Here is a 15,370-nt window from a genome sequence, read left to right as displayed (position 1 = left end):
CTCTCCCTATTCTTCCTTTTTTATAAAAAAAAATCAAGCAGAAGGCTTTTATAATTAATAATAGAGACAGCCCTCTTCTTGATTTTATACGTACAGCTTTGGCGTGGAAACACCTCTTGCTTTTATTTCCTCAGATACTTCATCTTTTGGCTCCGCCTGCTGATGATTTATTTTAATATTTGATTTTGAACTTTCAACTGGAGTTGTATTCTCTGGAGCTGCTTCATTATCCTCCTGATTGAATGTTTTAAAAGCTTTTACCATCCGATACATAGAAGGGATATTCTTAATCATTGGTCCGTACTCCTGAATTAATGGAGCTGTTGATTGTACAACACCCAGAACCTGCTGTACCCCTCCAAGTGTTTTTGAAAGTGTAGAAATTCCTCCTGATTGTGCTAATCCCTGACTGGCACCTCCGGACAATAAACTTGATAAACCTCTTGATCCGCCTTTTGCACCTGCTGCTCCACTTGAATTTCTTATTTCTCTTGGAATCCCCCTCAAATTATTATGATTGTTACGAAAAGGGGGGCGCGGCGAACGAGACATTTGATTTCTAGATGGGAAAACCATCGCTATCTACCCCTTATTTATCTATATTATTTCACTTTTTGAACATCCTCTTATAGAGTATGCGGACGCTATTCAACTGTGTAGACATTTCCCCGTATTCACACAATCATTTCCCGGGAAACCGCAGGAATCAACAAATAAACAATGATATTTATAAAGGTTGTCGAAAAGTTTCTATATTTGTCAGATAAGGAATTAATCAAACGTTTGATTAATTCCTTATCTCAATATATTCATAAATAAAATGGATAACAGCCTATTATTTAACTATGAAAAAAGCAGCCAGTTTCAGCTGCTATATTTCCATTCGTATTCTGTCCAAAGCTCATCAAAGGCTTTTAGTGCTTCCGGGAAAGGACTATTCCATTCCAGATAATCGCTGATTTCATCATAACTGTTTGCGTACTGCGGGAAATGATGATCATAAAAAGCCCAATCAGCTAACTTAGAGTAATCATCCTTCTGTAACTTTCCGCGATGTGTTAATAAGAATTGATAAAAAGATTGATGCATTGTTCCCCTCCCCTACTCATTCATAAATGCTTCATGCTGAGCCTGTTTCTTTTTGTAAACAACTTTACACAGCTGAATACTGATTTCATAAATAATAATCAGTGGGATTGCCACAACAATTTGCAAAACAAAATCAGGCGGTGTAATAAGTACTCCAATAACAATTAAAACAAAATACGCATACTTTCGGTTTTTAACCATAAATGCTGGCGTCAGGATACCCAGGCTCGTCAAAAACATTGTAAGGATTGGAAGCTCAAACAAAAAGGCAAATGGCGTTGTTATCTTTAATAAAAATCCAAAATAACGCTCCACCGTAAACATGACATTAAACATACCATCATTTAATGATAACAGAAAAGGGAAAATTAGCTTAATAAATACAATGTATCCAAAAACAAGTCCCAACACAAACAAAATCAACGAACCCGGTATATAAGCTAATGATACACGTTTTTCTTTTGGTGTTAAAGCCGGGCTGACGAATGCCCAGAGCTGGTAGGCGATAATCGGTATCGTTGCGGCCAATGCAATTAATCCAGCCATTGAAAAATAAATCCAGACAATTTCAGCCGGGCTGATTACGGTCAGCTGCATATCAATATCATTCACAAAAAAAGTATAGATGCTTTTCACATTTAGAAAGCCGACTATAAAAAACAATACAAATACAATCGCAGTGACGATTAAACGATTCCGAAGCTCTGTTAAATGCCCCCCAAAGTTCATTTCTTTTTCTCCATTTATATGTTCTTCTGATTCTGACATAGTTCAACCCACCCCTTAAGCTGATGACACAAAAGAGATGCAAGGAATACTCCCTACACCTCTGCAATTAATTACTGTTTCTTTTTAGGTTTGTCATTCATGATGTCCTGGCTTGCATTTTTAAATTCTCTTAATGTTTCTCCAAGTGCTTTTCCGATTTCGGGAAGCTTGTTTGGACCAAAGACAATCAAGGCGGCAATGACTATCAAAATTAATCCGGGAAATCCAATATTTGAAAATATATTCATTTTCCATCAACTCCGTACATGAATTTAACTCATTTTTCTTCTTTGATAATGGATTTAACCTCATCTGATTCATCTTTAACATCCTGTGTTAAAGACCGAGTAGAATTTTTAAATTCCTTCAATGACTGCCCTGCAGCTTTCCCTATTTGCGGAAGCTTATTCGGACCAAAGATAATAAGAGCTAATATCACGATTAATACGAGTCCCGGAATGCCTATGTTTGCTAACATCTATTGACACCTTCTTTACGTATAGAACATTTTCTTTCTTCCCATATCATAGCATGTTTAGAAAACATTAGACAAGTTAATTTTTACGGTCATATTGCAGAAAATAATAGTCATAAGGGTTTTTATCGTTCTTTATCCCTTTTTCCTTTTTCGTAAGCTCCCACTCTGCTTCAGCAAATGCTGGAGCAAATGTGTCACCAGGGAATTCCTCATCAATTTTTGTAATATACATCCGGTCAGCAATTGGTACTGCTTGTTTATAAATTGCTCCGCCGCCAATGATGAAATATTCGATTTCGGGATGTTCATTATTCCAATACTCCACTATAGATAAATCATGAATTATTTCTACATTTTCAATTTCCAGATCTTTATTCCTGGTCAGTACGACATTACGTCGATTTGGCAACGGTCCATTCATAGATTCTAATGTTTTTCTTCCCATTACAATCGTATTTCCAGTAGTCTTTTCTTTAAAAAACTTCAAATCCTGCGGTAAATGCCAGGGCATCTTGTTTTGATAACCGATAACATTATTTCTGCTTGCGGCAAATATTAATGAAATCATGCTTTGGCCTCCTTTCCAAGCTTTGTAGTTGCAGCATTTAAACAGCAATCGGTGCTTTAATAGTAGGGTGTGGATTGTAATTTTCGATTTTCAAATCGGAAATTTCGATATCAAAAACAGATTTTCCCTCTGCGTTTATTTTTAATACTGGCAGCTCCCGGATATCTCTTTCTAATTGCAGATTTACTTGATCTACATGATTGGAATAGATATGCGCATCTCCAAAGGTGTGAACAAACTCTCCTACTTCCAAACCACATTCGTGGGCAATTAAATGTGTTAACAGTGCGTAGCTTGCAATGTTAAAGGGCACACCTATAAATACATCAGCACTGCGCTGATACAGCTGACAGGATAATTTTCCGTCTGCTACATAAAACTGAAATAGTGTATGGCATGGCGGCAAAGCCATAGATGGAACATCCCCGGGGTTCCATGCAGATACAATATGACGTCTGGAATTAGGATTATTTTTAATAGCTTCAATAGTTTCTTTCAATTGATCAATCGACTCGCCTTTTGAAGTTTCCCATTTTCTCCACTGCTTTCCATATACAGATCCTAAATCTCCGTATTTTTTGGCAAATGCATCATCATTTAATATCTTCTCTTTAAACAGCTCCATTTGCTGATCATACAGCTCTTTAAAAGCTGCATCCTTCTGACTGCGTATACCGAAATCTGTCATATCCGGCCCTGTATACTCCGAGCTTTTAATCCATTTTTCAAATGCCCATTCGTTCCAGATATTATTATTATGCTCTAGTAAATAGCGGATGTTTGTGTCTCCTTTAATAAACCATAATAACTCTGTAGCAATTAAGCGGAATGGAACCTTTTTCGTAGTTAATAATGGAAATCCTTTTTGTAAATCAAAGCGAATCTGATGTCCGAAAATCGAATATGTCCCCGTATTTGTCCGGTCATCACGATTAAGTCCTTCATCTAATATCTTTCGGCACAGCTCTATATAACCTTGTTCTCCTTGCATCCATAATCCTCCTCTATATTTTGACTCCTATATGTAGGAACTTCTTTTGCTGATATAATTTGAATTATTAAATTACATGTCTCTTTTTAATAATAAAAGTAAACCAAGAAAGGTTAACGTTATAACTAGCGAAAGAAAAACACGAAGACTCCTGTGGGAAAGCGCAGTGGGAAGACCCCGCAGAAAAAAAGCGAACTTCTTTTTTTCGAGGAGGCTGAGCTCAAGCCCACGGAAAGCGTAGTGTTTTTCTGTAGCGGTTGCATAAACCTCTCTTTATTCGTCTTGAGTGGAACATATAATTCAACCTTTAAACAATCATTATTATAACAGAAATTTGTTCCCTGTATATTTCTCAACTTTAAAATAAATAAATTCAATGAAGAAGAAACAGGTATAAATTCAAAACCTTTTGATTATTTTATAAAAATAGTCAGGATTTCTTGACTGTGTAAAAAAATTAAGCTAATATGGGTACAAGCAAAGAAGATGGTACGGAATCATTAGAATGTAAAGGTAGCTTCGATAGACAGAAGTGGATGATTATGATCCCGTTCTTCTATCGGAAGCTGCCTTTTTTCATATTTCGTTCTTCTGCTTTGTAATCACACGCGTTTTACGTGGAAGTATTTAGGAGGAAATTTAACATGGAAAACGGAGTAGTAAAATGGTTTAATGCAGAAAAAGGTTACGGGTTTATTCAACTAGAGGAAGGGAATGATATTTTCGTACATTATTCTGCTATTCAAGAAGAAGGTTTTAAAACTTTAGAAGAAGGACAGGAAGTTTCCTTTGACGTCGTTGAAGGTGAACGTGGTCCACAAGCTGCAAATGTTGTAAAAAGATAAAATATCATCATAGATTAAAAGCAGAATCCTAAAATGGGGTTCTGCTTTTTTACTATCCCTCTTGCATATTATCCTCTTCCTCTCCTTTATAAAGGCATAAATCCAGATTTTAAAACATGATATTTTGTCAATGATTTTATTACTTTATTCATTAAAATGTCATAAACTTTTCAAACCAAAAAGTTTGTAAAATGATTAAGCCAGTCTACTTGTGAATATTTGAACAAAATGTGAAAAGTCAGTAATGACACTGTATACAGGCCTTCTTTTCGATATGATAGTCATATAGGAAAGAAGTTACAGAAGGGGTGAATCACATGAAAAAATCTGATCCTAATTTAAAAGGTACACTTTTTTCAGTAATCACTATAGGAGCTATTATTCTTATCAGCTGGTTTGCAGTATTTTTATTATTTTTGTCGCGATAAAGAAGGAGGAGAAAGAGCATGCATTTACACAAATACGAGAAGATTTGGCTTATCTTCGGCGGGGCATCCCTTGTATTGTTTCTAGCAATACTTGGATTTGGAGCATTTTATTTAGGAACACATCCTCAAAGCCATGGAGTAACGATTGACCCTGAAAATGTGGAAGCTAATGAAGCATTTCAAAGAGAAAACCTGGGGATTACACAGGTAGATGATGATAAATATATTGTCAATGTTGTTGCCAGTGCATTCAACTATGATTTAGGAAGTGATGAGGAAGGCAATGCAGTTTCTCATATAGAAATTCCTAAAGGGTCTACTGTCTTATTTCAGGTAGTCTCAACAGATGTTATTCATGGATTTAATGTAGCGGGCACTAATGTCAATATGATGGTAGAGCCTGGATATATCAGCAGTATGGAAGTTCAGCTTAATAAAGCTGGGGAATTCACATTATTATGTAATGAATACTGTGGTGTAGGACATCACATGATGCATGCAACAGTGGAGGTGGTTGACGATGAGTCTGGCAATGAAACAGCAGCAGAATGAAGAAATTAATTTGACACCCTTAAGTATCGCAAAACCAGAAGCGAAATTATATCTTTCCTTTATGTATGTTGCATTTATTTCATTATTTATCGGTGGATTAATGGGGTTATTACAGGTATTGGTACGTTCAGGAGATTTTGAACTTCCGCTTGGAATCGGCTATTATCAAATACTTACTTTACACGGCGTTATCCTGGCATTAGTACTGACAACCTTTTTCATTATTGGATTTCAATATTCTTTATTAGGTAAAACAGTCGGTATGTCTGATAAGCAACGGAAACTTGGCTGGTTATCTTTTTGGACGATGACGATTGGAACAGCTTTAACTGGAACAGCCATTTTACTTGGGGAAGCAAACGTTCTATATACGTTCTATGCACCACTAAAAGCGCATCCTATCTTTTATATCGGTCTTGCACTTGTTGTAGTTGGAACATGGATTGCTGCTCTTGTTAATTGGCATCAGGTTTATGTTTGGAAAAAAGCACATCCAAACCAGAAAACACCGCTTCTCGCTTTTATGGTTACAATTAATATGATTATGTGGGTTATCTGTTCTCTCGGAGTTGCTGTAACTGTTCTTGTACAGTTTATTCCATGGTCATTAGGTTATACAGAAACAATTAATGTTTTATTAAGCCGTACGCTATTCTGGTATTTTGGCCATCCGCTCGTATATTTCTGGTTATTACCTGCCTACATGGCATGGTATGCAATTATCCCTAAAATCATTGGCGGAAAAATATTTAGTGATTCTTTAGCAAGACTTTCCTTTATCTTATTCTTGTTCTTCTCTATTCCAGTTGGATTCCATCATCAGCTTACAGAGCCGGGTATTGATCCAACGTGGAAGTTTATTCAGGTAGTTCTTACCTTTATGGTTATTGTACCAAGTTTAATGACAGCATTTTCGATGTTTGCCATGTTTGAGACTACCGGCAGAAAACAAGGCGCAACAGGGTTGTTCGACTGGTTTAAAAAATTGCCTTGGAAGGATGTCCGTTTTGTAGCTCCTTTTGCCGGTATGGTTGCGTTTATTCCTGGTGGAGCAGGCGGTATTATTAACGCATCTCACCAATTAAACACGCTTGTCCATAATACGATTTGGGTAACTGGACATTTTCATTTAACCATTGCAACAACTGTTCTGCTTACTTTCTTTGGAATTGCCTATTGGCTCATTCCTCATTTAACTGGCAGAAAGCTTACTCCGAAGATTCACAAGCTGGGTATTTATCAGACTATTATATGGGCTGTAGGTATGCTGATTATGTCCGGAGCGATGCATATTCAAGGACTCTTAGGCGGACCACGAAGATCCTCTTTCTCCGAATACGGTGGTACAGAACAAGCTGCTGAATGGGTCGGCTATCAGACTGCTCAGGCAGTTGGAGGAACCCTTTTGTTTATCGGCATTGTCCTGATGATATATATCTTTATGGAATTATTAGCTTTTGCTCCTAAAGGAGAAGAAGAATTCCCTATTGCTGAGGAAGAAGAAGATGCACAGCCTACCCCATCATGGATGGAAAATTGGAAGCTGTGGATTGGTATTACAATTGCTTTAATTTTATTCGCTTATACGATACCAATGATAGATATTATTCAAAATGCACCGCCGGGATCTCCTCCATTTGATAATATTTTATAAGGGATGATAACTAAAAGCATACGTTCTGCAATTGGACCGGATTGTTGAGCATAAATAGGAGGAAAGTAATTCAATATAATCATGAATAAAAATATATACGAAAACCTCGCAAGTGATTTTAAATACAAACTGAATCGGGAATTGACACAGGCTGAAAAAGAATTCTTTAAATGGTTAGCACGAAAATATGTGTCTGAGCAAGGAAAAAAAGAATAATGTAGATTCTCTTTTCATTTAGCAGAGTAAATTTAATTTCAAATTTTATAAGATCCTCAAAAAAATCATCCGTTTTGAAAAAGATTAATCAAAGCGGATGATTTTATTTAATTTAAAATGTAGTTTTTAATCTTCTTTTTTACCAAAGTATTGGTAATAATTCGTCTGAATAAAACCATTAAACAGCTTGCGTTTCTTGGTAGCGGCTTTTCCAAATGCTTTTTCAAATTGTTCATAGGCTGTAATGATGTATGTGCTCCAGGATGGATGATTTTGCATAATACCACCCAGATCCTGATACATCTTTTCTACCTCTTCTTTATCACTTAACCGTTGTCCATACGGCGGATTACTGATCAGATAGCCATCTTTTTGTTTAATGGTCAAATCACTGGCCTGCATCTGCTTCCACTGGATTAAATCTCCAAGTCCTGCTTCCAGGGCATTTGCTTGTGCAGTTTCAATCATTTGATGACTGATGTCTGAACCGGTGATAGATAATGGCTGATCATAATTAGCGAGCTCTTCAGCTTCTCCAAAAGCAGCATCCCAATGTCTCTGTTTTACTAAACTCCATTCTTCAGAAGCAAATTCCCGATTAAATCCTGGCGCAATATTTTGGCCAATTAAGGCCGCTTCTATTAAGATGGTTCCCGAACCACAGAATGGGTCAATTAAAGGCTGATCAGGCTTCCAGTTTGTTAATAGAACTAATGATGCAGCAAGGGTTTCCTTTAGAGGGGCCTCCCCCTGCCCGACACGATAGCCGCGTTTATGTAAGCCTGCGCCTGATGTATCGATAGTCAATGTTGCTTCGTCCTTTAACAGCGCAATCTCTGTCTTATAGAGCGCTCCTGATTCTTCCAGCTTGTTGATGAGACCATATTTTAATTTCATTCGTTCTACAATCGCTTTTTTTACAATTGCCTGACAATCCGGAACACTGTATAAAGTGGATTTAATTGATTTTCCGGAAACAGGGATTTGTCCTGTTTCATCGATATAGCTTTCCCAGGGAAGTGCTTTTGTCTGCTCAAACAATTCATCAAATGTTTTGGCCTGAAACTTGCCGACAAGAATTTTCACGCGGTCAGCTGTTCTTAACCACAGGTTACATCTGGGAATTGCAGAAATTGGTGCATCAAAAATAACTTTTCCGTTTTCAACAGTAGCCTCATACCCCAGGTCTCTTACTTCTTTTGCAACAATTGATTCAAGTCCCATCGCTGCTGTAGCAATTAAAGTTACTTGTTTCATTTTTAATATCCTCTCGGTTATCATTTTAGTATAGTCTTTTCCATAAAAGGACTTTTTGAACACCCTTTAAAAAGAAAAAGATTCTATTTCATTTAATTGGAAATAGAATCTGTTCGTTGGTACGACCTTTAAATGCCCGATAAGCCATGTTCTGTTCCATTGTACTGCGAGCGGTGGTCAAACCTCGTACGCCGGTTGTAATCATCTATCTACAGCTATTGCTGTCCCTTGTTCAGTTCTATTCCCTACTAAAGGATGCCCCTACCATTATTTGGGTTGCTCACTCGCGGGGTTTACCTCGTTCCACCTGGTATGTTTCCAAACCAGCTACGTCACTGTGGCACCTTCAAGACCAGCTGACATATCACTATAAGTGACTTAGTACAGCTTGTCTGCCGTTAGTTTATACAAACTACCTTGACTTATGACTTCATCAAGCACGAACACTACAGACATCACAGCCTGTGTGAGCATGGACTTTCCTCTACATCCAAAATGGACATAGCGATTACATAGGCATTTAAGTAACCTAAAATATTTTAGCAGAATTTTAGAGATAAATCAATTATCCTTTTGCTTATTCTTCAGAATCCGCATATCTTTTTCCAAATACTGCTTTTTCCAGGTTAGATAAGCGTTTTAAAACATCATAATTCACCTGTGAGTTCGGCTGTGTTGAACGCGCTCTCGGTGTTTCTGTCGGACGGTTATTTTTCAATTTCTCAATTTCTTCATTTAAACGGTCAATTTCCTGTTTGAAATTATCATAATCCTGAATAATGATATCTAAAAATTCATCTACTTCTTCTTGAGAATATCCTCTAATTCCTGTTTTAAAATCTTTTTCTAAAATTTTCTTTCCATTTAGTTGAATACGGTCAATACTCATTTCAAAATCACCTCTGCAATATACTATACGTATCTTTTTTTATCATATGCTTTCATTTTACCATTATTTAATAAATATTAAAGTTATTATAACATAAAAAAGGAAACTGAATATCAGTCTCCTTCTAAAATTTAAAAATCTCTTAAACAATTAGAGTTTAAATCCCCTTTTTTTAGTCCATATCTTCCTTCTGAAATGAAAAAGGTAATAATTGATCCGTCGTAAGTGTTTGAACATCTTTGTTTAAGTTCGTTAAGTGAATGCTCATGTCAGGTGCAAAAAATTCACTCATTACCTGTCTGCAAGTTCCACAAGGCGGTACAGGACGTTTTGTATCTGCTGCAACAGCCATTTCTTCAAATTCTGTTTCCCCGTCTGAAATTGCTTTAAAAATTGCTACACGTTCTGCGCAGCAGGTAGATGGGTAAGCAGCATTTTCTATATTGCAGCCAGTATAAATTTTACCGGAGCTTGTTAATAATGCAGCACCTACCGGAAATTGTGAATATGGTACATAAGCTCTTGATCTGATTTGAATTGCTTCTTCCAGTAATTTTTCTTTCATATGAAAATCCCCCTACAAACAAAGCTGTCTATTTGTTTATTAACCCTCTTCAAGTGTATCCAATAATAAATCAAAAACGTATCGGATAGATGTATACAATTCCATATATCTCTTTCTTCTGGCATCCAAATAATAACTATGCATCAACAGTAATTCCATATTTTCCCGTGTTGATTGAATCTGATTTGGGTGAACAGATGCTTTTCTTTCCTTTACTACAGCCAGAGCATCTGTTTCCCAGCTTTCCAATAAATTATAAATAGGTGTTGTCTCTTCTTTTACCATATTAAAAAATTCGCGGTCTTTCCGATCACTTGGAGCTTCACCTTTTTCGAATCTTTTCCGCAGTGCCTCTAAATATTGATTTAATTTCTCTGTTTGTTCACTTAGATTCATTATTCGTCATCCTTCAATTTCAAACTGCATGTTCACCTAAGAATATAGCATGTTTTTATATAAGCTCTTTGAACATCCTCTTCAGGTGAATTTTATCATATAATAGATAGAAAAGTCATGAACAACATACTATAAAAGCTGCTTTAATCTCTGGAATTCCAGCTCTGTCTGTTTTAAACTATTCGTTTTTGTTTGAAATTGCACCCATACCTCACTGTCTACGTTCGCTTTTAATTTGAGATGAATGAGAGCGAGCTGTTCCTGAATCTGTTCTATTTGTTTCTCCATATCCGCTTTGCTGTATCCACCGTTTTCCTCAGGAATGATTGATTTTGAAAGAAGCATTTTTTATTCTCCTCCTGTTTTTTAGATAGAGTGAAACTTCATTCAGTCAGGCCCGTTGAAATGAGACTGGAACTGAAATAAAATCGTACTATTTAAAACCTGATGTGCTATGTATTCCACGAGAAAATGATAACCTCCTTCCCATTCGACAAAACTAGAATAATCAAAACAAAACTAGTGCAAATCTGTAATGATTTACACAAAATTAGACAAGCTATATAGTGAAACTTCATTTCGTCTGAGGTTTTCATTCTTCTCAGAGGTTTAAAATTCGAAAAGGAGGTTATTTCCATGAGACCATCAAAAGCACAGCAAAAAACAAATGCTTCAAACAAAAGAAATAACAATGAAAAAACAAGAGATAAAAAAGTGGCTGGCCCTAACCGCCCTTCCACGTAACTTTTAGAAGTATGGTTTAATCAGATAACCTAATTATATTCCCCGGACCTGTGCTGCTCTGGGGATAATTAGGTTTCTTAACATCATCAAAAATACAAAATTCAAGGCAAACTTCATTCTTTGGTGTAACCAGGTTCATACACCAGGCAGCATGTGATTTCCACATTTCTTATTATTGACCCTAAAGAATATCTGTTTGCAGCCGTAACTTTATGGATGGTTAAAGTAAAGGAGGGTGGTTTTATTTCTCCATATTTTGTACATAACTTTAAAGATTTTCATACGCTCTGATTAGTTTCCTTCTTGAATTTGTACTATAATATAGGATGTACTGGTTTTATATTTATCCTGATTCAAACAGTAATGTTTTCATATTGCTGTTTTTCATTTAGGATATACGTGTTAGGAGGCAAGAAAACATGAATTACCCAAATGGTCAGCGGAAATCACTAACCATAAAACCAAAGCAAACTAGTTTTAGCAGGAGAGGAATGACACTTGAGGAAGAAATAAATGAGACCACAGATTATTATCGCATACAGGGTCAGGCAATCATTCATAAAAAACCGACACCTGTGCAGATTGTAAATGTTCATTACCCAAAGCGGAGTGCCGCAGTAATCACAGAAGCATATTTTAAGCAGGCATCAACCACTGATTACAATGGGGTCTATAAAGGAAAGTATATTGATTTTGAGGCAAAGGAAACAAAAAACAAGACTTCCTTCCCCCTTGCAAACATTCATGAACATCAGGTTCATCATATGCAGCAAATAATAAAGCATGGAGGAATCAGTTTTATTATTTTACGTTTTAGAGCTTACGAAGAAACTTATCTATTCGATGCAAAGGATTTATTTGTTTGCTGGCAGGAGCAATTTAATGGTGGTAAGAAATCAATTTCTTATGAACATATCAAACAGTTGGGATATGAAATCCCTTTTCACTATCAGAAAAAGGTTGATTTTTTATCAGTAGTTGATAAGCTCTACCTATAGATATGGAGGTATAAAAAATGGCCGATCAAAATAGCCAGTCAAGAGCTGCCAGAAGAAAGCAGCAAGGTAAAAAAACAAAGAAGAAAAAGAAACAGCCTATTTGGAAAAAAATTATAAAGGTAGCCCTTTTATTATTTCTGATTTTATTTTTAGGCGGTGCTGCTGTCGGTGCGTATTGGATTGCTACAGCACCTGACATTGAAGAAGACAAGCTGAACATACCTTTTTCATCTGCACTTTATGATGAAAACGGCGATCAGTTTGGCGATTTTAGTTCAGATGAAAAAAGGACACAAGTAAAGTTTGAGGAGCTTCCGGATTTACTTATCGATGCTGTTACAGCTACAGAGGACGTCCGATTTTTTGATCATAACGGAATAGACCTCAAGCGTATCGGCGGCGCAATACAGGGCAACTTTACTGGAGGTTTTGGCTCCCAAGGTGCAAGTACAATCACGCAGCAGGTTGTCGAGCGTGCATTTTTAAGCAACGAGAAAAAGATAAGCATTAAAGTCCAGGAAATGTGGATGGCTATGAAGCTGGAAAGAGAATACAGTAAAGAAGAAATCATGGAAATGTACTTAAACAGTATTTTCTACGGTGCGAATTCTTATGGTGTTGCTCAAGCAGCGAAAACATATTTTGGAAAAGAAGATTTAAATGATCTTACCTTGCCGGAGGCTGCTATCTTAGCTGGGTTACCGCAGCGTCCAACAGCCTATAATCCATTTGAAAATCCGGAACTAACGGAAGAACGGATGAACACGGTATTAAATCTGATGGTACGTCATGGAAAAATTACCGAAGCGGAGGCTGATGAAGCAAGAAGTGTTGACGTTGCTTCCCTATTAAATGAAAGCCGTCCTGACCCAACACCATATGATGCTTTTGTTAACCAGGTTCGCAGTGAGATTGAAGAAAAATTAGATGATGTTAATCTTGACTCAGACGGGTTAAAGGTATATACAACACTGGATCCGGATGCACAGCCATATGTTGAAAGCATGCTTTCAGAGGAAGAATCACCAATCAGTTATCCAGATAATACACAGGCAGCAATGGTTGTTCTGGATACACAGACAGGAGCAATTAAGGCAATTGGCGGCAACCTGAATAATGAAGTCGGTTTTAATTATGCGATAAATGGAAATCCACAAGCTGGTTCTACGGTGAAACCATTTATGTCTTATGGTCCGGCTATTGAGTATAATCAGATGTCCACCTACCACCAGCTCGATGATGATGGTCCTTATGAAATCGAAGGCTCCAATCCGATCAGAAATGCCGGCAGAAGCTATAACGGCTGGGTGACAGCCCGATATGCATTACAGCAATCCCTGAATGTTCCAGCGGTCAAATTAATGGAAGAAGTCGGCAGGGAAAACTCGAAGGAATTTGCCGAGCGGCTGGGAATTCAATTTGATGAAGGTACTTTGGATGTCCGTGATGCAATCGGTGGAACAAGTGCACAGGTTAGTCCACTGCAAATGGCTGGTGCATACAGAGCATTCGGTAATAATGGCGAATATGCAGAGCCTTATGCAGTAACAAAAGTAGAATTTCCAGATGGCCGGGTAGTTGATTTAACGCCTGATTCAGAAAAAGTCATGGAAGATTATACTGCTTATATGGTAACTGACATGCTGAAATCAGTTGTAAGCTCTGGTACGGGTACCAACGCAGCTGTCCCAGGTTTAGATGTTGCAGGGAAAACAGGAACTACCACAATGGATAAACAGGAAGGAAACCCGGATTCCTGGTTTGTCGGCTATACGACAAATTACACGATAGCAGCCTGGACTGGTGGCTATGAAGTTTATGAAGATCCTGAAACCGGAAAAGATAAAACAAGGCGTGTTCCATTGCAGGATACTAGTCTTTCTCAGCAAATGTTCCGCAACACAATGGGACATTTATCTGAAGGAATCGAAACGGCTGACTTTACCCGCCCTGATTCTGTTGTAGATGTTACTGTAGAAAAAGGAACAAATCCGGCTGCTTTGGCAAGTGACAGTACTCCAAGCGAAAATAAAATTACGGAGCTGTTTGTTAAAGGTACAGAGCCAACGAAGGTTTCTGAGCGCTATGAAGAATTAGATGCAGTAAGCGGTCTGTCTGCAAGCTATAATGAAGATAATAATTCCATTGAAGTATCCTGGGATTATGATACTGATTCAGATGAAGATGTCAGCTTTGATGTAAGTGCCAGCATTGATGGAGGCAGTATGCAGTCCCTCTCTTCTACAAGTGACACATCCATGGAGATTTCAGACGTTGAAGAAGGTGCTGAATATACCATTCAGGTTATTGCTGAGAGAGGCTCATTAACCAGTGACCCTGCTACAACAACGGTCAAGGTTCCTGGTGAAGACGAAGAAGAAGAAGAGACCGAAGAGATACCAGGCGTTTCCGGCTTATCTGCTGAGTTTGATGGTGATGAAACGATTAATGTTTCCTGGAGTTATGACGGCCCTTCAGCCAGCTTTGAAGTAAGCGTGAATGGCGAAACGGAAAACGTCGGTTCTGAAGGTATCAGTGTAAGCGGCGTTACACCGGGAGATTACAATATTACTGTTACACCAATCAGTGAGGAAGATAATGAAATTCGGGGTTCTTCAGCATCTACAAGTGTGACCGTCTCTGAAGCAGAGGAAGAAGAACCTGAAGAGGAAGAGCCTCCTGCTGATGAAGAAACAAATGGGGATGAATCAGATTCTGAATCGGATTCGGACTCAACTGAGGACACCGATCAAAATAATGATTCAACGGAAGAAAATAACAATAATGAATCCGAGAATAATGAGAGTGAATCTCAAGAACAAAATGAAACAGAACAAGAAGAAGAAGATAGTTCAAATTCTGAAGAGGAAACTCCTGACGACTCCTCTGACCAGGGTGAAGACGAATCAAATAATGAGTAACAAAAAAACAA

18 protein-coding genes and 1 other RNA gene are annotated in these 15,370 nt (G+C 37.5%); 6 read left to right on the top strand and 13 right to left on the bottom strand.

What is annotated here, in order from left to right; translation table 11 throughout:
• Positions 1-84 precede the first annotated feature (84 nt).
• The 7 genes from MKY30_RS18510 to MKY30_RS18480 all read right to left on the bottom strand — a co-directional run bounded on the left by MKY30_RS18510 (position 85) and on the right by MKY30_RS18480 (position 3,894).
• Entirely contained in the window at positions 85-576 is a 492-nt protein-coding gene (locus tag MKY30_RS18510; RefSeq protein ID WP_246144993.1) for a YqfQ family protein, read from the bottom strand.
• Between the two features lie 288 nt (positions 577-864).
• Entirely contained in the window at positions 865-1,089 is a 225-nt protein-coding gene (locus MKY30_RS18505; protein ID WP_147207744.1) for a YozE family protein, read from the bottom strand.
• A gap of 12 nt (positions 1,090-1,101) precedes the next feature.
• On the bottom strand, positions 1,102-1,857 hold the full coding sequence (tatC, locus tag MKY30_RS18500) for a twin-arginine translocase subunit TatC (protein ID WP_147207745.1): 756 nt from the start codon (positions 1,855-1,857) through the stop codon (positions 1,102-1,104).
• 71 nt (positions 1,858-1,928) lie between these two features.
• Positions 1,929-2,099, bottom strand: coding sequence for a twin-arginine translocase TatA/TatE family subunit (locus MKY30_RS18495; protein WP_147208056.1), 171 nt, complete (start codon positions 2,097-2,099; stop codon positions 1,929-1,931).
• Positions 2,100-2,134: 35 nt separating this feature from the next.
• Positions 2,135-2,335, bottom strand: coding sequence for a twin-arginine translocase TatA/TatE family subunit (locus MKY30_RS18490; protein ID WP_147207746.1), 201 nt, complete (start codon positions 2,333-2,335; stop codon positions 2,135-2,137).
• 76 nt (positions 2,336-2,411) lie between these two features.
• On the bottom strand, positions 2,412-2,903 hold the full coding sequence (locus MKY30_RS18485) for a dihydrofolate reductase (protein ID WP_147207747.1): 492 nt from the start codon (positions 2,901-2,903) through the stop codon (positions 2,412-2,414).
• Positions 2,904-2,940: 37 nt separating this feature from the next.
• Positions 2,941-3,894, bottom strand: a complete 954-nt coding sequence (locus MKY30_RS18480) for a thymidylate synthase (RefSeq protein ID WP_147207748.1) — start codon at positions 3,892-3,894, stop codon at positions 2,941-2,943.
• A 644-nt stretch (positions 3,895-4,538) separates the two neighbouring features.
• Between MKY30_RS18480 and MKY30_RS18475 the strand changes: the two genes are divergently transcribed.
• The 4 genes from MKY30_RS18475 to MKY30_RS18460 all read left to right on the top strand — a co-directional run bounded on the left by MKY30_RS18475 (position 4,539) and on the right by MKY30_RS18460 (position 7,373).
• Positions 4,539-4,739 carry a cold-shock protein gene (locus MKY30_RS18475; protein WP_077602992.1) on the top strand — a complete coding sequence of 67 codons (201 nt, stop codon included), beginning with the start codon at positions 4,539-4,541 and terminating at the stop codon, positions 4,737-4,739.
• Between the two features lie 317 nt (positions 4,740-5,056).
• A complete protein-coding gene (locus MKY30_RS18470; protein WP_147207749.1) occupies positions 5,057-5,167 on the top strand; it encodes a cytochrome c oxidase subunit 2A in 111 nt (36 codons plus the stop codon).
• Positions 5,168-5,185: 18 nt separating this feature from the next.
• Entirely contained in the window at positions 5,186-5,719 is a 534-nt protein-coding gene (locus MKY30_RS18465; RefSeq protein WP_147207750.1) for a cytochrome c oxidase subunit II, read from the top strand.
• Positions 5,700-7,373 carry a b(o/a)3-type cytochrome-c oxidase subunit 1 gene (locus MKY30_RS18460; protein WP_371863276.1) on the top strand — a complete coding sequence of 558 codons (1,674 nt, stop codon included), beginning with the start codon at positions 5,700-5,702 and terminating at the stop codon, positions 7,371-7,373. Before MKY30_RS18465 ends, MKY30_RS18460 begins: the two co-directional genes overlap by 20 nt.
• A gap of 342 nt (positions 7,374-7,715) precedes the next feature.
• Here the strand turns inward: MKY30_RS18460 and MKY30_RS18455 are convergent, their stop codons facing one another.
• From MKY30_RS18455 to MKY30_RS18430, 6 genes are all read right to left on the bottom strand, one after another.
• Positions 7,716-8,846, bottom strand: a complete 1,131-nt coding sequence (locus MKY30_RS18455; RefSeq protein ID WP_341085033.1) for a THUMP domain-containing class I SAM-dependent RNA methyltransferase — start codon at positions 8,844-8,846, stop codon at positions 7,716-7,718.
• 135 nt (positions 8,847-8,981) lie between these two features.
• Positions 8,982-9,366: RNase P RNA component class B (rnpB, locus tag MKY30_RS18450), an RNA gene on the bottom strand.
• A 57-nt stretch (positions 9,367-9,423) separates the two neighbouring features.
• Positions 9,424-9,735: a cell division regulator GpsB gene (gene gpsB, locus MKY30_RS18445; RefSeq protein ID WP_077602999.1), complete on the bottom strand. Its 312-nt coding sequence runs from the start codon at positions 9,733-9,735 to the stop codon at positions 9,424-9,426.
• 172 nt (positions 9,736-9,907) lie between these two features.
• Positions 9,908-10,300 carry a cytidine deaminase gene (locus MKY30_RS18440; RefSeq protein ID WP_147207753.1) on the bottom strand — a complete coding sequence of 131 codons (393 nt, stop codon included), beginning with the start codon at positions 10,298-10,300 and terminating at the stop codon, positions 9,908-9,910.
• A gap of 39 nt (positions 10,301-10,339) precedes the next feature.
• A complete protein-coding gene (locus MKY30_RS18435; RefSeq protein WP_147207754.1) occupies positions 10,340-10,696 on the bottom strand; it encodes a YppE family protein in 357 nt (118 codons plus the stop codon).
• Positions 10,697-10,825: 129 nt separating this feature from the next.
• Positions 10,826-11,041 (bottom strand): hypothetical protein, encoded by a 216-nt coding sequence (locus MKY30_RS18430; protein WP_077603002.1) that lies wholly within the window; start codon positions 11,039-11,041, stop codon positions 10,826-10,828.
• Positions 11,042-11,859: 818 nt separating this feature from the next.
• Between MKY30_RS18430 and recU the strand changes: the two genes are divergently transcribed.
• Positions 11,860-12,438, top strand: coding sequence for a Holliday junction resolvase RecU (gene recU / locus MKY30_RS18425; protein ID WP_147207755.1), 579 nt, complete (start codon positions 11,860-11,862; stop codon positions 12,436-12,438).
• Positions 12,439-12,455: 17 nt separating this feature from the next.
• Positions 12,456-15,359, top strand: coding sequence for a transglycosylase domain-containing protein (locus MKY30_RS18420; RefSeq protein WP_341085029.1), 2,904 nt, complete (start codon positions 12,456-12,458; stop codon positions 15,357-15,359).
• The last annotated feature ends 11 nt before the right edge of the window (positions 15,360-15,370 follow it).

The sequence above is a fragment of the Oceanobacillus sp. FSL W8-0428 genome (assembly GCF_038004405.1).
GTDB classification, from domain to species: Bacteria; Bacillota; Bacilli; order Bacillales; family Amphibacillaceae; genus Oceanobacillus; species Oceanobacillus sojae.
The sequence above is the reverse complement of the archived record's forward strand: the minus strand, read 5'-3'. Positions and strand labels throughout refer to the sequence as shown.